We start from the raw sequence: 20,162 nt of genomic DNA on the forward strand, positions 1-20,162 counted from the left end.
AAGCCGGGGCAAGGCAGTTGTTTTCCCGGTTGGCCTTGCCTATTTTAATACCTCAGGCTGAGCTAAACCTCAGCCTTTTTTTCGTTCCTATACTCAGGCATCAACTGGTCTTCTGCTGTTTTCCGACGGAATTTACTTAATGCCAGATACACAGCCGGTGTGCTGTAAAGAGTCAGTAACTGACTAACCAGTAAACCACCTACTATGGTAATGCCTAAAGGCTGGCGTAGTTCTGAACCTTCGCCCATACCAAAAAGCAAAGGCACTGCCCCTAATAAGGCAGCGAAGTTGGTCATTAAAATAGGCCGCAAACGTTGTGCTGCCGCCAAAGCGACTGCTTCTTTGGCGGATAAGCCGAGATCGCGTTCAGCATGTAAGGCAAAGTCGACCAGCAAGATGGCGTTTTTCATCACTATGCCGATCAGCAAAAACAGCCCCAGCAGAGCGATCAGGTTAAAGTCGGTATTGCTGACATAAAGCGCCAGCAGAGCTCCTAAACCAGCACAAGGCAAAGTAGATAAAATGGTGATCGGCTGGATAGTACTTTCATACAACACCCCCAGCAGCAGATACACAGTTAAAATCACACCAATGATCAACCAGAGCTGATCGCCTGTTTTAAACATAGCATTCCGCTGATCTTCACCGTTGATGGTATGAATGCCAGTAGGCACCATCAAACGAGCCAACACCTGATCGATAGCCGCAGAAGCTTGCTGCAAAGTCACGCCTGGCGCCAAACTATAACCTATACCGACGGACGCAAACTGATCATCGTGGCGGATACGATCATTAGCCAGACTGTACTGATAACTGGCGATACTGGACAAGGGCACTCTGTTACCATCAGCCGTCACCAGTTGTAGTTGCTTCAGAACTTCCGGCTGAGCTGTGTATCCGGGCGTCAATTCCATCACCACTCTGTATTGATTCATTTCATCATACAAAGTAGCGACCTGACGCTGTGAAAAAGAGTTATTCAGCAAGGTGGCAATAGTACGCATATCCACGCCTAAACGCTGTGCCGCTTCCCTGTCTATAGTTAGCGAAATTTGCTGCGCATCTTCACCACTGGGTGTGTCTACATCCACCAGCTCCGGCAGTTCCTGCATTTTTTCCGCAACCTGTTTGCTCCATTTACGCAGCAATTGCAGATCACCAGACAACATCATCAGCTCGTAATCACTGCGGCCAAAAGGTGAAGACAAACGAATATCCTGATCCACATTTAAAAACAGCATGCCACCCGGTACTTTTGGTGCTGTGGCTCTGATCCTGTCCACTACCTGTTGCGCCGAAACTTTACGTTCAGCTAAAGGTTTTAATCGTACCCGCATCCAACTGTTGCTGATACCTGTATCACCGCCGCTGGAGCCTGTGACGTCTGCTATGGCCGGGTCTTTTAAAATATGCTGACGAAAGGCCTCAATTTTGGGCTGCATAATCTGAAACGAAAACCCATCATCACCACGGACAAAACCATTCAGTTGCCCCGTATCCTGATTCGGTAGCAAGCCTGTAGGAACCTGTTTGTACAACCAGGCATTGGCCGCAAACAGCAGCACTAAAGCAGCCAGAACCCAGCGGTAATGACTTAAACTCCAATTCACACTGTTGTGGTACTTATGCTGAAATCTATGAAAAGCTCCGGCTTCCCCTTCCCCCGGCTTTTTAGCTTTGAGCAGCAGCGCCGACAGACTTGGAGTCAGAGTTAAAGACACCACCAAACTAATAGTCATAGCAGCAGCCAGGGTGATGGAAAACTCGCGGAATAAGCGCTCAACCAAACCACCCATAAATAAAATCGACAGGAATATAACCACTAAAGCCAGGTTCATTGCCAGCAAGGTAAAACCTACCTCTGATGCCCCTTGCCGCGCAGCAGCCAAAGGCGTTAAACCACGTTCTATATGGCGTTTAATATTTTCGACCACCACTATGGCGTCGTCCACCACTAAACCTGTGGCTACAATCAGTGCCATTACCGACAAATTATTCAGTGAAAAATCACAAAGATACATCACGGTAAATGAGCCAACTAAAGACACAGGAATAGCCAGACTGGGGATCAAAGCACTGCGCAGGCTGCCTAAGAAAGCCCAAACCACCAGCACCACCAGCACCACTGCGATCAATAAACTGATTTGAGCTTCAGTTAAGGTGGCGCGGATCACCGGACTGCGGTCCATCACCACAGCTAAATCAGCGTCTGCTGGTATCAGCGCCTGCAACAGCGGCATTTGCTGATAAATTGCATCTATGGTTTCCACAATATTGGCACCGGTACGGCGGCTGACTAACAAAATCACGGCGTTTTTATCGTTATGAAAACCTGCGCTGTAGCGGTTTTCAGTAGAGTCTGTCACCAAAGCCACATCCGATAAACGAATAGGAGCACCGTTCACATACTTCACTACTAAAGACTGATAATCCGAAGCCTGACGCAAGGTTTGACTGGTGGCCAGTTGCCAGCGCTGATCGCTGCTTTCCAATACACCCAAAGGTACAGCAGCATTGGCACCACTGATGGCTGCACGCACTTCATCTAAGGCCACACCATATTGAGTCAACATGCCGGGATTGAGCTGCACCCGCACTGCTGGCAACGAAGCGCCAGTTACTTCCACTTCACCTACGCCATTAATAGCGGCCAGTTTTTGCGCCAATACAGTAGAAGCTGCATCGTATAAAGCGCTGGATGCGAGGTGCTCAGAACTTAACGCTAATGCCATTACAGGAGCTTGTGACGGGTTAAATTTACGATAACTGGGATTACGTGGCATACCGGAGGGCAGCTGGCTGCGGGCCGCATTAATAGCAGCCTGCACTTCACGAGCCGCTTCATCCACATTACGGTCCAAATCAAACTCCAGCCTGATCTGAGCTGAGCCCTGATTACTGCTGGAACTGATACGGTTGATACCGGCAATGCTGCCTAAAGCCCGTTCCAGAGGTGTAGCTACGGTAGCCGCCATACTCTCGGGGCTGGCACCTGGCAAACTTGCCGTGACCACTATCATAGGGAAATCGACTGCAGGCAAAGGGGATACCGGCAATAAACGCCAGCACAAGAAACCAAGCAACAAAATAGCAGTGGCAATTAAGCCACTGGCTACAGGACGCTGAATAAAAGGCTGAGCTAAGTTCATAGCGTTTTAGCCTCAGCTTCAGATAACGCCTCTTCGCTCCCTTCTTTAGAACTTTCCTTGTGACTAAATTGGCGATCAAACCATAAATACACCACAGGAGTGGTAAAAAGTGTCAGCACCTGACTCACCAATAAACCACCTACCATGACCAAGCCTAAAGGCTGGCGCAGTTCAGCACCTGAGCCACTGGCTAACAGCAATGGCACAGCGCCAAATAACGCGGCCAGCGTGGTCATTAAAATAGGCCGGAAGCGCATTAAGGCCGCCTGATAAATAGCATCAGTTGGCGACAAGCCCTGATTGCGCTGCGCATCCAGGGCAAAGTCGACCATCATAATGCCGTTTTTCTTCACTAAACCTATCAATAGCACTATGCCAATGACAGCTATTAAATCCAGCGGCTGATCGGCAATCAGCAGCGCCAATAAAGCGCCGACTGTGGCTGAAGGTAAAGTCGACAATATGGTGACCGGGTGAATTAAGCTTTCGTATAAAATACCCAGCACTATATACATAGTGACCACAGCAGCCAGCACCAGCCAAAGTGTATTACTCAAGGACGCCCTAAAGGCTTCAGCAGCACCCTGGAAAGTCAGTTCCACTTCAGCAGGCAGTTGTAATTGCTGCTGCACTTCTTCAATAGCAGCCACTGCTTCACCCAGCGAATAACCCTCTGCCAGATTAAAAGACAAAGTCACGGATGGGAACTGGCCCTGATGGTTAATCAATAACTTAGCTGGTCTTTGTGTCACTTTGGCCACAGCGGATAAAGGCACTGGAGTACCAGATCCAGAGCTGATATAGAGCTTATTCAGCGCATCAACACCGTTAATCTGATCCGGGTCAACCTCAAGAATGACCCGGTACTGATTGGACTGAGTAAATAAAGTCGTCACCTGACGCTGGCTGTAAGCACTTTGCAGCACAGTACTGATTTGCGACACATTAATACCCAAACGGGCAGCTGCTGTGCGGTCTATGTCGATATAAGCCTGCAAACCCTGTTGTTGTAAATCATGTGCTACTTCAGACAACTCTGGTCGTTGTTGCAAAGCTTCCACTAAATCCGGTAACCACTGATTCAGTACCTCCTGATCCGGTGTGGTTAAGCTGAACTGATATTGAGTACGGCTGACACGGTCTTCAATACTCAACTCCTGCACAGGCTGGAACCAGCCTTTAATGCCAGGCACAGCCAGCACTTGTTGCTCCAGTTGACGGATCACGTCCATGGCCGACAACTCACGTTCGCCATGTTGTTTCAGGTTGATCTGAATGCGGCCGTTATTAATGCTGGTATTGCTGCCATCCACCCCAATAAAAGACGACAAACTGCTGACATCAGGATGCTGCAGAATATTTTCTGCCAACTCCTGCTGGCGTGACGCCATTGCCTGGAAGGAAATATCCTGCGGCGCTTCAGTCACGACCTGGATAACACCACTGTCCTGCACAGGGAAAAAGCCTTTAGGCACAGCCAGATACAACAATGCTGTTAAGGCCACAGTCGCCAGCATGCTGAACATAGCTAAGGTTTGATGACGTAACACCCACTGCAAACCACGGCCATAAGAAGCAATAATTCGGTCCATCAGGCCATCTTTATTTTTATGTTCTGGCAGGGTTTTTAATAGGCGGGCACAAAGCATAGGGGTCAGCGTTAAAGACACCACCAGCGAAATTAAAATAGCCACAGCCAAAGTGACGGCAAATTCAAAAAACAACCGGCCGACTACATCCGCCATAAAGAGCAGAGGGATCAGCACTGCGATCAGCGAAAAGGTCAGTGAAATCAGTGTAAAACCAATTTCTTTGGCGCCTTTGAGTGCAGCTTCCATTGGCGATGCACCCTGTTCACGGTGCCGCGCTACGTTTTCCAGCATCACTATGGCGTCATCCACCACAAAACCTGTGGCTATGGTCAGCGCCATTAAGGTCAGGTTATTGACTGAAAAATCTAATAACACCATCACAGCAAAAGTACCAATCAGTGATAAAGGCACAGCCAGACTGGGAATAATAGTGGCAGGAATGCTGCGTAAAAAAGCAAAAGTCACCAGTACCACCAGCACTATGGCAAAAACTAATTCTTTTTGCACATCACGCACTGAAGCACGAATACTGTGAGTACGGTCTGTTAATATTTCTACTTTAACTGCGGCAGGCATAGTGGCGGTAAGCGCAGGCAATAATTCCCGAACCCTGTCCGCTACATCAATCACATTGGCTCCGGGCTGGCGCTGAATATTAACTAATACAGCGGCTTGCTGATTGGCCCAGGCGGCAAGAAATCTGTCTTCAGCGCCATCTTCAATTTTGGCCACATCTTTTAAGCGGATAGGTGATCCTTCACGGTAAGCAACTATCAGCTCTTTGTATTCCTCTGTGCTGCGGATTTGATCATTGGCTTCGAGCATAGTGGAGCGAAAAGCACCATCAAAACTGCCTTTTGGCTGATTGGTATTAGCCGCAGCTATAGCAGTACGCAAACTTTCCACACTTAAATCCAGACTGGCTAAAGCAGCAGGATTGGCTTTAACCCGAATAGCAGGGCGCTGACCACCAGCCAGACTCACCATACCCACCCCAGTCAACTGAGCTAACTTTTGTGCCATACGGGTGTCGACTAAATCGTACACTGCAGGCAAAGGCAAAGTATCGGAGCTGACAGCTAAAGTCAGAATTGGCGCATCGGCCGGATTCACTTTGCGGTAGACAGGAGGCGTAGGTAAGTCATTGGGTAATAACGAAGAAGCCGTATTAATAGCAGCCTGCACTTCCTGCTCAGCCACACCCATATCCACCACTAAGGCAAACTGCAAGGTAATCACAGAAGCACCTGCAGAGCTATTGGACGACATTTGTTTTAAGCCGGGAATTTGGCCTAAACGCCGCTCCAAAGGCGCAGTGACAGTGCGCGCCATAATGTCAGGGCTGGCGCCTGGGTTAAAGCTAAACACCTGAATAATAGGGTAATCTACCTGCGGCAATGCAGCGACAGGCAATAAACGCCAACTTAAAATACCTGCTATTAAAATAGCCAGCATCAATAATGAGGTGGCTACAGGACGTAATATAAAAGGCTTGGACAGGTTCATCATTTACCCCTCAGAAGCGTCCTGGATCACCTCAACTTCACGGTCAGGCCTTAAGCGATCTAAACCTTCCAGCACTACTTTATCGCCTGCTTTTAAGCCGTCTTCCACCGCCACTAAACCGTTATCTACAGCGCCTAGTTTCAGCACTCGGATTTGCGCTTTGTTATTGTCGTCGATCATATAAACATAAGTACCCTGAGCACCATATTGCACTGCGTCTTGCGGAATGGTCACAGCAGCGTTTTGCACCGCCACATTTAAGCGCACATTGACAAACTGATTCGGGAATAACTCTTCGTTCTGATTGGCAAATTCTGCCTTTAATTTCAAAGTACCAGTGGCTATATCAATCTGGTTATCCAGAGTAGTTAAAGTGCCGTTGGCTAATGGCATTTGTTCCGCTCTGTCCCAGGCTTCTACCGACAAAGCAGCACCACCACGGAATGCGCTACGCACTTGCTGTAACTGAGTTTCAGGAATGGTAAAGACCACTGCTATAGGCGAGCTTTGGGTAATAGTGACTATACCTTCGGCACTGTTGGCCTGGATCAAATTGCCAGGGTCAACAGCCCGCAAACCTAAACGGCCACTGATAGGTGCTTTAATCCGGGTATAAGACAGTTGCAAAGCCGCTGCATCAATAGCAGCCTGATTCGACTTAATAGCGCCCTTCAGTTGATTCACTAAGGCTTGCTGCGCATTCATTTGTTGTGCCGCTATGGTGTTTTGCTCTTTGAGTTTGGCAAAACGTGCTAAATCCTGTTCGGCACTTTTCAGCAGAGCGACATTTTGCTCTTTTTGGCCCTGCACCTGCGCCAGTTCTGTTTTGTAATCGGCCGGATCGATCTGCGCCAGCAACTGGCCAGCCTCTACTTTTTCACCTTCTTTAAAATACAGCTGCTGCAGCGGGCCAGACACCCGGCTTTGCACCAATACGCTATTCAGTGGAGTGACTGTGCCAATAGCTTTAATCTGCACTTTTAAATCTGTAGACCCAGCCTCAATCACCCTGACAGGCACAGGCATAGCCCAGGGATTAGTCGCAGCACCAGCTGAACGCGGGCCACCCTGTCTTTGCCCTGCACCAGGTTTACCGGCAGCAGCAGATTCAGCCCCAGGCCAGAACCAATACACAGCAGCAACGGCAACAGCCAGACCAGCAGCTAAAACAAAAGGCTTTTTCAGCAAAGACATAATCAATCCCTGTAACAAAATTTAGGTTTAGTAAAACGGGCCTACTCTAATTCAGCCTGTAAAGCGCTGCAATGAAGCGAATGTCAAGATTGAGTAAAGATGGTCTGACATTCGTTCAGACGTCTGTTTACAGCGATAAAAGGCAAAAGGATCAATTGAACAGCGGCTGTCTTGCTACTGACATCCAACTTTTGGCCAACAATAGCTAATAGTGCACCTGCTAACGAATTTTTTCTGACAGCACCACGCAGGCTACTGACATACAGCTGTCAGTCTGAGTTGCTAACCTGAACCGGTCAAGTAAAAGGAGCGCATCATGACTGTGTTAGATACCGCAATTGATCGTTATTTTTCAGCTACTAATGCTAGGAATAATCAACTGGCAGCAGAGTGTTTTGACCCGGACGCTTCAGTGTTTGACGAAGGCCGACAATTGACAGGGCTGGAATCCATCAGGCACTGGTTGCAGCATACCCAACAAAAGTACCAACCCGAAGTTCAGGTGCTGACAGCACAACGCAGTTATGGAGAGGTCTGGGTGAAAACACGGGTATCAGGCTCCTTTCAGGGCAGCCCTGTACAGCTACACTATGTATTTGCTTTGCAGGATGGCAAAATCAGCCGTCTGATGATCCGTTAAGCGCCCATAGCATGAGAGACCGATGAACCGTATTGATCGCCTGCTGGCGCTGATTTTGTATTTACAAAGCCGACGTACCTGCACAGCCGAAGCCATGGCAGAACATTTTGGTTTAAGTGTTCGTACTATTTACCGTGATATTGCTGCTTTGGGTGAAGCTGGAGTACCTATTCTGGCGGAAGCTGGCGTTGGGTATAGTCTGATGAAAGGCTATCTGCTGCCGCCAGTGAATTTTTCTGAACAGGAAGCTTATGCGCTCTCAACCGGCGTGATGCTGGCGCAGCGTATGACCACTCATAGCTACAACGAAAAAATGCAGTCTGCTTTGGATAAAATCAAAGCTGTATTGCCCAATGCAGCCAAACACAGACTGGAAGTTCTGGCCAAAGGTATGGCAACACCTGCCACTGAACACCCACAACAGGCCGATTTATCAGTGTTGCAACAGGCCATAGCACGGCAACAACTATTGAGCTTTGACTACCAGAACGTCAATCACACCCAAAGCAGCCGACAAGTGGAAGCTGCAGGTTTAGTGTTTTACCTTGGTCGCTGGCATTTGATTGCCTGGTGCAGATTAAGGCAGGACTTCCGTGATTTTCGTACCGACCGCATACAGAACCTGCAATTACACAGCGAGTTATTTAAAGCCAGGACCAACTTTGACGCCAAAGACTTTTTGCAACATGGCACAGCACCAGCTCAACTGAAGGCCCAGGTGGTATTTGCCCATGCAGCAGCAGACAGAGCCAGGCGGGAATGGTGGCAAGGCATAACCTCAGAACAGCAACAGCCTGAAGGGGTGCTGATGACAATCAACTGCAGCAGTTGGTCTGTATTAGCCTGCTGGTTATTGTCCCTTGGCACAGCGGCTAAAGTGCTGACCCCTGAAGAACTAAAACAGGAGCTGCGACAACAAAGCCAGGCTATTTTGACTTTGTATTCCTAGAGCGTGTTGACGTTTCGAGATTAAATTTTGTTCGTTCTGGCGCCGCTTTGAGCGCGAAAGGAGGAGCGAAGTTTAGTTATTCTAAATGAGCGACGAGTGACAAAGCTCAGGGCACCGCCAGACGAACCCGAAGGGCAGCGCCTGGCCGGCCTTTCTGCTGCGTTAGCACTCGTTTATGTAGAATAACTACACTGCACTTGCGCTGCCTTGCATAAAAACCGGCCAGACTGCTGCAAAAATAACCCTGAAACGTCAACACGCTCTAGAGCAGCAGCAAAAAATTATTCTGCGTGAAAGCTCACCGACCATCCAAACAGTGCCTACACTGAATCAAGTCTCAGCAAGCTATTATTTTTAGTAGCCTTTCCAGTATAAAACCTATGATTTTTCATGGTAAAACGCCGTTTTTTATCAAAGGCCAGATCCAACAATACTCTAAGGACCAGGGTGTTCACATCATCATCAGATCTACGGGAGGGTATTGTTTATGCAAAAACTCACATTAAAAACCATCTTTATCGGCTTTGTATTATTTGCTTTGTGTGTGATTACGGCCGTTTCCGCTGTTATCAATACCAGTCAGTTTTCTGAGCTGTATTACAGCCAGACTGAGGCCGAATACTTACCCAACAGTGTGGGCCGGATCAGCGAAGAAATACGCTCTGAAATTATGTACCCCATCATCTTGTCAGAAAGTCTGGCGCAGAATGGCTTATTGCATCAATGGATGCGGGACGGCGAAAGCAAAGCGACCAGCCATGCCGGCGCTCTGGCTTATTTTAATCAGTTAAAACAGCAATCCGGTGCTGCTGCCGTATTTTGGGTCTCAGACGCCAGCAAAAATTATTATACCCATGAAGGCCTGTTCAAAACCATCTCAGCCCAGGAAGAGCGCGACAGCTGGTTTTTCTCTTTCTTAAACAGTTCACTTCAGCGTGAACTGGCCATAGACGCCGACGAACGAACAGGCGCTTTAACTTTATTTGTGAATGTTTCTATAGAGATAGACGGCAAAAGATCAGGAGTGGCAGGTTTAGGTTATGACGTCTCAGCAATCAGTAAAATGGTGACTGATCGCAAACTGGGGCAAGCCGGTTACCTGTTTCTGATTGACGATAAAGGCATGATCATAGCTCATGCCAATACCAGCCTCAGCGAAAAAAATATCAATGAGATACCCTCCTATAAAGCCATCTCCACTCTGACCCAACAACATCAGCAAGGGTTTTCTTTTAGCAAAGCAGTGTTTGACGATCAGGAAGTGTATATAGCAGTGCAAACGGTGCGGGATGCAGGTTTAAAAGTAGTGGCTTTATTGCCTACCACTGAAGTCTCAGGTGCTATCAATCAGGTGATTTTAATTTCAGTCGCAGCCAGTGTGCTGCTGGCGATAGCTTTTGTCATAGCCACTATTTACTTTGGCAACTGGTTAAGTGTGCAAATTCGCAAAGTGGGCGACGATTTGCTGACAATGGCAGGTAACGGCGGCGATTTAACGAAAAGACTGGACGACTCAGTGAATAACGAGCTGGGCCATCTGGCCAAAGGCTTTAATGCCATTATTGGTAAAGTACGTGAGCTGGTGGCAGAAATTCAGTCCACAGAAAAAGCCATTAAAACCGGTATTGAAGAGCTGGCAAGCCTGGCAGAAAACACTTTTAAAGCCACTCAGACTCAACGAGCTCAAACAGATCAGGTGGCCACAGCCATTACCCAAATGGGCCAAACCATTACCGAAGTTTCAGGTATAGCACACCAAACGGCAGCTGATACCGAAAGTGCAGTGCAAGAAACAATGGCGACCAATAAAAACATGGCGCTCACTTCTGCCACTATGCATGAATTAAATCAGGTGATGGTGATGGTAGACCAAACCATTACCGAATTTGCCAGCCAGGCTTCCGCTATTAACTCTGTGGTGGAAGTGATCAATGCTATTTCAGAACAAACCAATTTATTGGCATTAAATGCCGCTATTGAAGCAGCCCGTGCCGGTGAACAAGGCCGTGGTTTTGCTGTAGTGGCCGATGAAGTCCGTAATCTGGCAAAACGGACTCAGGACTCCACTTTAGAGATCCGTGACCAAATCAGTCAGTTACAACACACCTCCAGCCAGTCGCTGTTAGCTATTCAACAAGGCACAGCCAGCAGCCGTAAAGTCACAGAAAGTACGGAAGAGTCAGTGCGTTCTTTATTGGCTATTCAGCGTAAATTTGAAGATATCAGCGGAGGTAATCATCAGGTAGCTTCAGCCACTGAAGAACAAGGCACTGTGGTTGAACACATCAATTTGTCCGCCCATTTGATTTCAGACAGCGCCAATGAGATTTATCAGAATGCTGAACAACAACTCAATGCTATTCAATCTTTGCAAACCAGAGCCGAACAGTTACGACTTCTGGTCAGCCAGTTTAAAGTGTAGAGCTTTTGCTGAAATCAGGCCTGCTGTTTCAGCAGTTGATGCAGCTGCAACTGGTTTTTTATCCGGTGTTTTAAAGTCATGGCATTCACGGGTTTAAGCACAAAGTCAGCACCACCGGCTTGCCAGCATTGATTTTCTTCTTCCTGACTATGTAAACCAGTGACAAAAATCACCGGAATTTGTGCCAGTTGTGGTTGCTGTTTCAGCAGCCGGCAGGTGGCTAACCCATCCAGTTCCGGCATCACCACGTCCAGCAGAATTAAATCAGGTGGATTGCTTTGACAAAGGCTGATCGCCTGAGCACCTGATGTGGCCATAAAAATCTGGTAGTCGGCATTCAGTATCTGATGAATGATCTGAATATTCACGGGCTGGTCATCCACCACCAGTACTTTTGCTTTGGGTTGTAACGGCTCAGGACTCATCAGATAAACCTTTTAGTTGAGCGGAATACTGTTCAGTGTACAGCAGCGCCTGAGCAAAATTTAATTGTTCTAAAGCGCTTTCCAGTTGGGTTAAAAGCTTTGGATCTATGTTGTGTAGCATGCTTTTCAGCACAACAAACTGATCCAAAGCACTCATGTTAAAGCTGTGCAGCGCCTGCTGCAGCTGCTCCAATTGTGCAGTCAGTTCTGTATTTGTCAGCGTTACCGCCGCAGGCGTTTCTGCTGCTGGTGCTGTTTCTGCCAATAACATGGGGGCAAAAGCAGTAAAAGCTTCGGCATCCGCCACAAACTTCGACAGGGCTCTGGGTAAATCCAGCGCTGTTTTTTGTTTAATAGATTGTTCAATCGCAGCTGCAGGTTCAGATAAACAGACAATACCTAAAGAACTGGCTGAGCCTTTCAGCGAATGCGCCAGCAAATACAGCTCTTTTTCCGTTAACCGGGTTGTTTCATCTCTTAACTTCAGCAGAGCAGTATCCAGCTCCATCACAAAAGATTTCAGTGTTTTATGATACACAGCCACCGAATTTCCTAAGCGGTTTAATGCAGATTTCAGTTGCACACCTTGTTGTAACGCTGCATCAACCAAGGCCGGACTGAGCAACTGCAGTTGTTTTTCCTCTACAGGTACATTAGGGTCAACCGGAGTTTTTGACCACTTTAAGATGGTATTGACCAAAGTATCTATGGCAAAAGGTTTAGCCACATGATCGTTCATCCCCGCATCCAGACAAGCCTGTTTATCCGATTGCATCGCATTGGCTGTCATTGCCACTATAGGCAAGGTCAGCATAGTGGCTTTGCTGCGAATACGTCTGGTGGTTTCATAACCATCCATATCCGGCATCTGAATATCCATCAACACCAAATCATATTTATCCGGCTGTTGTTCCAGCATCGCCAGAGCAAAAGTGCCTCCCGGCGCTATATCCACTAAAGCTCCCTCATGGCCCAATAACTCAGAGGCTACGATCTGATTGGTAGGATTGTCTTCCACCAACAGCAGTTGCAAACCGTTTAAACGGCTTTGTCGTGGCGCTGCGTCCTGCAGTGCATTGGAAAACATTTGCTTGCCAGCTAAAGCATCCAGTACAGCATCCAATAAACGGCTTGGAGTCACAGGTTTAACAATAAAACCATTCAGCAGATTCTGGCTTTGTTCATCCTGCTGTTTTTGCGCCAGACATTCACGGCCATGAGCAGTCACCATAATCACCACTGGCATATCAGGGCCCTGCACTATTTGGCGAATTTTTTCCGCCGTTTGCCAGCCATCCAGCCCAGGCATCAACCAATCCAGCAACACCAGTTTATAACTGTTGCTGTGTTGCAATAGCTCCAGCGCCTGCTCACCGCTGTGGGCTAAATCAACTTCACAGCCATAATGGCGCATCACTTCAGATAAAATCTGTCGTGATTGCTGGTTATCATCCACCACCAGCACTTTCAGATCCTGCAACAAGGACAAATCTGCCTGAGCCGCATTCAGGCTGAGGCAGTTAAACCAGAGTTCAAATTCAAAACTACTGCCAGAGCCCAGCGTACTCTGCACAGAAAGTTGCCCCCCCATTAACTCCACCAGGCCTTTACTGATCGCCAGACCTAAGCCTGTACCGCCATAACGACGGCTAATCGAAGATTCTGCCTGGCTGAAACTCTGGAAAATTAACGCCAGTTGCTGTTCTGTCATGCCAATGCCGGTATCTTGTACTTTAAACTTAATTTTGGCCGCTTCTGCAGTACGCTCTGTTACTTCCAGGCTGACCACTACTTCACCATTGTCGGTAAACTTAATGGCATTGCCTGTCAGATTCAGCAGCACCTGCTTCAACCGCAGACTGTCGCCCACGACAAGCTGTGGTAAATCTTCAGCAAACTGATACAGCACTTCCAAATCTTTACTGCCCAGATTGGCCGATAAAATAGTGCCAAGGTCTTCCATTAAAATAGCCAGTTCAAAACTGTGGCTATCCATTTCCAGTTTGCCGGCTTCTACTTTGGAAAAATCCAGAATATCGTTCAGAATGGCCAACAAAGACTTAGCCGCTATTTCTGTCTGGCGAATATAATCCTCCTGACGACGGGTTAAGCTGGTTTGCTGCACCAGTTGTAGCATGCCCAAAATAGCGTTCATCGGTGTACGGATTTCATGGCTCATGGTGGCCAGAAAAGCAGACTTCGCATTATTGGCCGAGTCAGCTTGTTGTCGTGCCTGAGCCAGCTCCAGCTCTCTTTTATGCTGTTCGGAGCGATCACGCGCCACCAGATAAAAATAATCCTTCTGTTCAAAACGGATCCAGGACAAACTCGCCGACATAGGGATAGCCACACCCCCGGCGTCTTCAAATTGAGTTTCAAACTGTATGCTGCGTATTCGGTCTGTACTTTGGGTTAACTGCTGCAGCCCATCTCCCACAAGCTGCTGCGCCAGATCAGCCAGACTGAATTGGTGGGTACAGCAAGCCAAAGCGGCAGGATTGGCTTTGATCACTTGCGCAGCGTCGTCTAACCAGAACACTAAGTCAGGGCTTTGTTCTGTCGACACTTTCGCCAAAGCCAACTCAAATTCCAGCTCTTTTTGCAGCGTTAAATCCCTGGCTATGCCTAAATAACCCACCACCTGATTTTGCTGGTCCAACAAAGCAGTCACAGCAACCTGCACAGGGCAACGGCTGCCATCTTTGCGGATATAAGTCCATTCTCTGTCATCCGTTTGGCCTTGCTTGGTTTTTTCAACCAACACAGTTAAATCAGCGTCTACCTGATGGCCCAGCTCTGTTTCCAGTTGCCGGGAGTACTCCGCCATTTCAACCGGATCGTGAATAATGTCAGGGCCATACAGACCTATAATTTCGGCTTCTTTATACTGCAACAAAGTTTCAGCGGCGGGGTTAAAAGACGTAATCAAGCCATTTAAATCAGTGGTGATAATGGCATAGTTGGCATTACGCAAAATGCTATGCTGCAAAGCAGATACCCGCTCAATTTCAGCGGTTCGCAATTCAACCTGATGCTCCAGCTCTTCGTTGGCTTGTTGCAGCTTTTGTTCAGCTTGTTTGATATGACTGATATCGTTGACTGTCAAAGCACAGCCTATAAATTGGCCTGTCTCATCCAGAATAGGGGAAAGATTAAGCGACACCGGGTAGAGCAGCCCGGATTGATGCTGACGTACGCTTTGGATATAACGGATCTTCTGCCCTTTACGTACCTCTTGTTCCAGATGCCGCTGTTCGTCCATATGTGTTGCCGGCACTATAAGTTCGCTGATAGTGCGCCCCATAGCCTGAGATTCAGAGTAACCAAACATTTGTTCTGCCGCAGGGTTCCAACTGCTGATCAAGCCATGCTGATCTGTCCCTATCACCGCCTCATTGGCATTTTCTACTATGGCCGCCAGCACAGCTCTGTGCCTGGTCAGTTGTAAACGCCTCGAGAGTGTGAGCTGCACAAAAGCAAAAATGACGATCAGCAATGCTGTGATGCCCAGGCCTGTGTAATACAGATTTTGAGATTGAGGTAGTTTCAGTCCGGTCACAAAATGAGGTGTTGCCTGCAGCCGCACTTGCCAGTTGCGACCAAAAACAGACAATTTATGCTCAGCCCGGTAATCAGGTAAAACGGCTGCAGTCACAGTTTTTGTATAAAAGGCTTGTTGTGGATTAAAATCAAGATCCATCACCTCAAGTTGCACTTGCTCTGAGCCAGCCATTTTTATACTGGATAAGATTTCATCTATGGTCAAAGGGGCATAAGCCAGACCATACAACTGCTGATAGCGATCTTCAGCACTTTCCGGAGCTTTTCCCTGCAAATAAATAGGCATTAACAACAAAAAACCCTGAGATTTTTTGTTTTGCGCCTGCACTAAAGTCAGTGGTTCTGTCAGTACAGCTCTGTTTTCCCGCACAGCTTTTAATGCAGTCTGGTAACGCAGTTGCTCTGATGCAATATCAAAACCTATAGCTTCTTCATTGTCGGCCATAGGTTCTATGTATTGGATCACAAACAAATCATGGTTGTGGCTGTTTTGCTGACGAAAGTTAAACGCACCGCCATTCTCAGCTTCAGCCTTTAATAAGAATTGCGGTAACCCGGCAGGCGTGACTCTGCGGATAATGCCAAAACCACGGGCCCCCGGAAACTCTGTCGTCAAATCACGGCTTTGGCTATAAGACAATATATTGGCATAGCTAAAATTTTCAGCGCCGGCACTTAATACAGCACCACGGACACCACGCAACCCATATTGGTAGATGGTCATTTTTTCGGCTATAGCATCGGCCAACTGATTGGCTTTTGCTTCTAAACTCTGCTGAACCCGCAACTGGTTTTGCTGCTGCTGACGCTGCTGTAAATAGTCAGCTACCCAAAATCCTGTTCCCGCAAACAACAGCATCGGCAATAAAGTTGCAATAAGCTGTTTCAGGTTGCGTTTCAGCCATGCCATTATCCGGGTTCCTTTTGGTTTATTTTGTGTTTTAAACGCTGTGCTGCAGCGACAAAATCCAGTGCCATAATGTCTTGCTCCATCAGTACAAACTCATCAGCACCCAGATAATTGATCCAGCCGGCTCTTTGTTGCTGAAACAGGCTGTAAGCCTGCATATCACACTGCTCAAGATACTGAATATACAGTCGAACATCAGGCAAACTACTGTCTGAGTTTTGTTCAAACTGGCCCAGCCATAACTTTAAGGCAACAGAGGTTTGTTCCAGACAATCCAGATAGGCTGCGAAATCTGTCGCTGATGGCAACTGGTTATGTTGATGCAACGCCAGTTCCAGCGGCCGCGATAATTCTGCTAAATCTATGGCACCTAAAGTTGCATAACTGCCTCGCAGCTTGTGCAAAGCATGCTCAACAGACTTCTTATTTTTTTGCTGGTACGCCTGAGTAAGTTGCTGTATTTCCGCAGGAGTAGACGCAATTAATTGAGCCACAGCAGGCGACAGATGCAAAAAGGCATCATGGGAAAAGCCGATTAACTGTTCCAGCACACTAAAATTAAACAACATATCTTGAACTACTCAGACGCTTTCTCACAGCATAATGGGCTTTGGCTGAAAAATCCCGCGCTTTGTCCAGTTAATTTTGTCTGGTTAATTTTTCCGTCTACACTAAAAAAGTGGTCAGAAAACAGGGAAGTGTCAGATGCAGATCATTCAATCCGGGCTACCAGCAGCGAAAATTTTATTAGTGGATGATCAGGCTTCATCCCTGATGTTGCTGCGTGAGCTGTTACAAGGCATGGCGACTTTATATTTTGCTACAGATGGCGTTACAGCGCTGGAGCTGGCGCGTCAACAGCATCCGGATCTGATCATACTGGACATCGAAATGCCAGGCATGGATGGCATTTCGGTGTGCCGGGCCCTAAAAGCAGACCCCGTAACCCGTGATATCGCCATTATATTTATTACCTCCCATATAGATACAGAACACGAGTTATCCTCTTTATCTGAAGGAGGTATCGATTTTTTACGTAAACCTTTGCATGCAGCCACCAGCCGCATCCGTATTAAAAATCTGCTGGATTTAAGCCGTTACAGCAGGCAAGTGGAAGCAGAAAAAGAATGGCTGCGAGTGACGCTGTGTTCTATAGGTGACGCCGTCATTGCCACAGATCTGGATGGCAAAATCAGTTTTATGAACCCTATAGCCGAACGAATGACAGGCTGGTTCGCCAAAGAGGCCCTGCATCGCCCTATAGAAGAGGTGATGCAACTACGCGATGCCCACACGCTGCAGCCACACTGGAATCCGATTTATTTTGCGTTAAAAGAACAACGTGTTGTGGCTATGGCACTGAATTGTCAGTTGGTGTCGCGTACAGGCCAGTTGTATCAGGTGGAAGATTCAGCCGCTCCTATTATTGATAACAGCGGCAAGTGCCTTGGCAGCATAGTGGTGTTTCATGACGTCAGTGAAAGTACAGCGCTGGCGCTGAAAATGAGCCATCTGGCTAATCATGACCCTCTCACCAACTTACCCAATCGTGTGTTGTTGTACGATCGGATTGAACAAGCCATTAAAAGAGCTGAGCAACTGCATCATAAATCGGCTTTGCTGTTGATTGATCTGGACCACTTTAAATACGTCAATGATTCCATAGGGCATAACCTGGGGGATTTGCTGATCAAACAAGCGTCAGAGCGCTTACTTTCTATTTGTGGCGCCGACACTACATTGGCGCGTTTAGGTGGTGATGAATTTGTGCTGGTGTTACCCGAGCTGTGGTCTATTGAAGAAGTGGGGTTATTTAGCAGCCAGGTGCATAGCCAGTTTCAGCAGCCTTTTGTACTTGAGCACAAAAAATACCAGATGGCCGTGAGTATAGGGATCAGTATTTATCCGGACGATGCTCAAACCATAGAAATGTTTATGCGCCATGCCGATGTCGCCATGTTTAAAGCCAAATCGGAAGGCCGCAACAGAACCAGCTTTTTCTCCGAAGAACTGGAACAACAAATTATTCATCGCCACCAACTGGAACTGCTGTTGCGCGAAACCTTAGCCAATCACCAACTGCAGGTGTATTACCAGCCAAAACTTTGTTTACAAACAGGTCGGTTATTAGGGGCCGAAGCTTTAGCCCGTATGCAAAACCATCAGGGCCAGTGGGTATCGCCTGTTGAATTTATTCCGCTGGCAGAAGAAACAGGTTTAATTGGCGAGCTGGGGCAACAAGTGCTGCGTCAGGCCTGCCTGGAGTGTTTGCGTTGGCAACAACTTGGGTATCAGGTACCCGTATCGGTGAATATTGCCGCAGCTCAGTTTGCTAACCCCCAACTGGTAAAACAAATCAGCAGCCTGATGGCAGAATTGAAAATGCCAGCCTACTTATTAGAACTGGAAGTAACAGAAAGCGCTTTAATGCTGGATGTCAGCAAAACCCAAAGCATGTTAGGCCAGCTGAAAGCGGCCGGTATTTGTATTTCAATAGACGACTTTGGCACCGGCTATTCCAGCTTGTCTTATCTGAAAAAATTTCAGGTGGATGTGCTTAAAATCGACAAATCTTTTGTGCATGAAATGTTGACCGATAAAGGCGATATGGAAATAGTTAAAGCTGTGATCTCACTGGCACAATCGATGAATTTACAACTTATAGCCGAAGGTATAGAAATAGAAGCGCAAAAAGACAAACTGCTGGAGTTAGGCTGCCGAATGGGCCAGGGCTACTTATTTAGTAAGCCTTTGTCGGCGGAAGATTTCCAGGCCTATTTACAACGCTAAGCTGCGGATTTGCGTTGTAAATAGGCTAATAACGGGCAAGAGCTAAGGGCTCAGCCTGGTCTGAAAGTAATCCACCAATCGAATACCAATCAGCATAAAGACTATAAAAATCAGGCCTTCAACAGAACCTGTGCCAGCCAGCACTAAAGCAGGGCCAGGGCATAAGCCGACCAAACCCCAGCCTAAGCCAAACAAAGCACTGCCAGCCAATAAAGGGCGGGTAATAGCGGTCGCATCAGGCCAGTGGAATTTAGTGTTTAACAGGCTCTGTGGCATTTTTTTGCTAAACCCAAAAGCGACAAAAGTAACAGCTATAGCGCCAAGCATCACCAGAGCTAAAGACGGATCCCAAAGGCCTGCTATATCTAAAAACCCAAGCACTTTAGCCGGATTTGCCATACCAGCCATCAATAAACCCAAGCCAAACAACAAGCCACAGATAAAAGCGCTTAAGGATAAAAACCAGTGTTTTTGCATGATGAAGTCCTTACAGCAAATGACGGACAATAAAAACAGTGACCACAGCCACGCCCATAAACGTCAGAGTGGCGACGAGCGAACGCATAGATAAACGAGCTAAACCACAAACGCCATGACCACTGGTACAGCCCGAACCTAAACGCGCACCTATGCCCACCAGCAAACCCGCAGCGGCCAATAAGCCATAGTTGCCCGTGACTTCAGCCACAGGCAAAGGCGCCAACATCAACCATAACCAGGACGACAACACCAAACCCAAAACAAAAGCCAGCCGCCACTGCCGTTCAGGTCCAGAATTGGTAAAAGTTCCGGCCGTAATACCACTGATACCAGCAATACGACCGTTCAATAACCACAACAAGGCACAGGCGAGCCCAATCATCAGCCCGCCCAATAAAGCCGATTCAGGCGTAAAATGAGTCCAGTCAACCATAAGTACCCTCTTGCTTAATAGTGCTGAAGTTATAGACCTGCTGGTTTTGCAACCAACAAACTAAATTATGGATATAAGCATATACCATTTAGATATATTAGTGAACACTAA

Annotated in this window: 12 protein-coding genes; 4 read left to right on the forward strand and 8 right to left on the reverse strand. The window is 47.5% G+C overall.

Annotated elements, in window-relative coordinates:
• Positions 1–62: 62 nt before the first annotated feature.
• Genes RHEIN_RS00935 through RHEIN_RS00945 form a run of 3 tightly spaced genes read right to left on the reverse strand, consistent with a single transcriptional unit; the run spans position 63 to position 7,441 of the window.
• A complete protein-coding gene (locus RHEIN_RS00935; protein ID WP_008897088.1) occupies positions 63–3,149 on the reverse strand; it encodes an efflux RND transporter permease subunit in 3,087 nt (1,028 codons plus the stop codon).
• The gene (locus RHEIN_RS00940; RefSeq protein WP_008897089.1) at positions 3,146–6,250 is read right to left on the reverse strand and encodes a multidrug efflux RND transporter permease subunit; all 3,105 of its coding nucleotides are present in this window, start codon (positions 6,248–6,250) and stop codon (positions 3,146–3,148) included. The genes RHEIN_RS00935 and RHEIN_RS00940 overlap by 4 nt, the downstream gene beginning before the upstream one ends.
• Positions 6,251–7,441: an MdtA/MuxA family multidrug efflux RND transporter periplasmic adaptor subunit gene (locus RHEIN_RS00945; RefSeq protein WP_008897090.1), complete on the reverse strand. Its 1,191-nt coding sequence runs from the start codon at positions 7,439–7,441 to the stop codon at positions 6,251–6,253. It abuts the gene before it with no gap.
• Between the two features lie 316 nt (positions 7,442–7,757).
• Here RHEIN_RS00945 and RHEIN_RS00950 point away from each other — a divergent pair, with 316 nt between their 5' ends.
• The 3 genes from RHEIN_RS00950 (at position 7,758) to RHEIN_RS00960 (ending at position 11,452) form a co-directional block, all read left to right on the forward strand.
• Positions 7,758–8,081, forward strand: coding sequence for a nuclear transport factor 2 family protein (locus RHEIN_RS00950; RefSeq protein WP_008897091.1), 324 nt, complete (start codon positions 7,758–7,760; stop codon positions 8,079–8,081).
• 22 nt (positions 8,082–8,103) lie between these two features.
• Positions 8,104–9,030 (forward strand): helix-turn-helix transcriptional regulator, encoded by a 927-nt coding sequence (locus tag RHEIN_RS00955; RefSeq protein WP_008897092.1) that lies wholly within the window; start codon positions 8,104–8,106, stop codon positions 9,028–9,030.
• A 487-nt stretch (positions 9,031–9,517) separates the two neighbouring features.
• The gene (locus tag RHEIN_RS00960) at positions 9,518–11,452 is read left to right on the forward strand and encodes a methyl-accepting chemotaxis protein (RefSeq protein WP_008897093.1); all 1,935 of its coding nucleotides are present in this window, start codon (positions 9,518–9,520) and stop codon (positions 11,450–11,452) included.
• A gap of 14 nt (positions 11,453–11,466) precedes the next feature.
• Here the strand turns inward: RHEIN_RS00960 and RHEIN_RS00965 are convergent, their stop codons facing one another.
• From RHEIN_RS00965 to RHEIN_RS00975, 3 genes are read right to left on the reverse strand one after another with little or no spacing between them, the layout of a single operon-like run.
• On the reverse strand, positions 11,467–11,877 hold the full coding sequence (locus RHEIN_RS00965; protein WP_008897094.1) for a response regulator: 411 nt from the start codon (positions 11,875–11,877) through the stop codon (positions 11,467–11,469).
• Positions 11,867–16,348 carry a CHASE domain-containing hybrid sensor histidine kinase/response regulator gene (locus RHEIN_RS20205; RefSeq protein WP_008897095.1) on the reverse strand — a complete coding sequence of 1,494 codons (4,482 nt, stop codon included), beginning with the start codon at positions 16,346–16,348 and terminating at the stop codon, positions 11,867–11,869. The genes RHEIN_RS00965 and RHEIN_RS20205 overlap by 11 nt, the downstream gene beginning before the upstream one ends.
• On the reverse strand, positions 16,348–16,917 hold the full coding sequence (locus tag RHEIN_RS00975) for an Hpt domain-containing protein (protein ID WP_008897096.1): 570 nt from the start codon (positions 16,915–16,917) through the stop codon (positions 16,348–16,350). The genes RHEIN_RS20205 and RHEIN_RS00975 overlap by 1 nt, the downstream gene beginning before the upstream one ends.
• A 136-nt stretch (positions 16,918–17,053) precedes the next feature.
• Here RHEIN_RS00975 and RHEIN_RS00980 point away from each other — a divergent pair, with 136 nt between their 5' ends.
• The gene (locus RHEIN_RS00980) at positions 17,054–19,138 is read left to right on the forward strand and encodes a putative bifunctional diguanylate cyclase/phosphodiesterase (RefSeq protein WP_008897097.1); all 2,085 of its coding nucleotides are present in this window, start codon (positions 17,054–17,056) and stop codon (positions 19,136–19,138) included.
• 42 nt (positions 19,139–19,180) lie between these two features.
• Here RHEIN_RS00980 and RHEIN_RS00985 read toward each other — a convergent pair whose 3' ends face one another.
• Positions 19,181–19,615, reverse strand: a complete 435-nt coding sequence (locus RHEIN_RS00985) for a DUF6691 family protein (protein WP_008897098.1) — start codon at positions 19,613–19,615, stop codon at positions 19,181–19,183.
• A 10-nt stretch (positions 19,616–19,625) separates the two neighbouring features.
• Positions 19,626–20,051, reverse strand: a complete 426-nt coding sequence (locus tag RHEIN_RS00990) for a YeeE/YedE family protein (RefSeq protein ID WP_008897099.1) — start codon at positions 20,049–20,051, stop codon at positions 19,626–19,628.
• Positions 20,052–20,162: the final 111 nt, after the last annotated feature.

This window comes from Rheinheimera sp. A13L (genome assembly GCF_000217935.1).
GTDB lineage: Bacteria > Pseudomonadota > Gammaproteobacteria > Enterobacterales > Alteromonadaceae > Pararheinheimera.

What these genes read in the sequence shown, in the direction of transcription:
- RHEIN_RS00935 (WP_008897088.1), bottom strand. Translation starts at nt 3,149, where the DNA reads ATGAACTTAGCTCAGCCTTTTATTCAGCGTCCTGTAGCCAGTGGCTTA.
- RHEIN_RS00940 (WP_008897089.1), bottom strand. Translation starts at nt 6,250, where the DNA reads ATGATGAACCTGTCCAAGCCTTTTATATTACGTCCTGTAGCCACCTCA.
- RHEIN_RS00945 (WP_008897090.1), bottom strand. Translation starts at nt 7,441, where the DNA reads ATGTCTTTGCTGAAAAAGCCTTTTGTTTTAGCTGCTGGTCTGGCTGTT.
- RHEIN_RS00950 (WP_008897091.1), top strand. Translation starts at nt 7,758, where the DNA reads ATGACTGTGTTAGATACCGCAATTGATCGTTATTTTTCAGCTACTAAT.
- RHEIN_RS00955 (WP_008897092.1), top strand. Translation starts at nt 8,104, where the DNA reads ATGAACCGTATTGATCGCCTGCTGGCGCTGATTTTGTATTTACAAAGC.
- RHEIN_RS00960 (WP_008897093.1), top strand. Translation starts at nt 9,518, where the DNA reads ATGCAAAAACTCACATTAAAAACCATCTTTATCGGCTTTGTATTATTT.
- RHEIN_RS00965 (WP_008897094.1), bottom strand. Translation starts at nt 11,877, where the DNA reads ATGAGTCCTGAGCCGTTACAACCCAAAGCAAAAGTACTGGTGGTGGAT.
- RHEIN_RS20205 (WP_008897095.1), bottom strand. Translation starts at nt 16,348, where the DNA reads ATGGCATGGCTGAAACGCAACCTGAAACAGCTTATTGCAACTTTATTG.
- RHEIN_RS00975 (WP_008897096.1), bottom strand. Translation starts at nt 16,917, where the DNA reads ATGTTGTTTAATTTTAGTGTGCTGGAACAGTTAATCGGCTTTTCCCAT.
- RHEIN_RS00980 (WP_008897097.1), top strand. Translation starts at nt 17,054, where the DNA reads ATGCAGATCATTCAATCCGGGCTACCAGCAGCGAAAATTTTATTAGTG.
- RHEIN_RS00985 (WP_008897098.1), bottom strand. Translation starts at nt 19,615, where the DNA reads ATGCAAAAACACTGGTTTTTATCCTTAAGCGCTTTTATCTGTGGCTTG.
- RHEIN_RS00990 (WP_008897099.1), bottom strand. Translation starts at nt 20,051, where the DNA reads ATGGTTGACTGGACTCATTTTACGCCTGAATCGGCTTTATTGGGCGGG.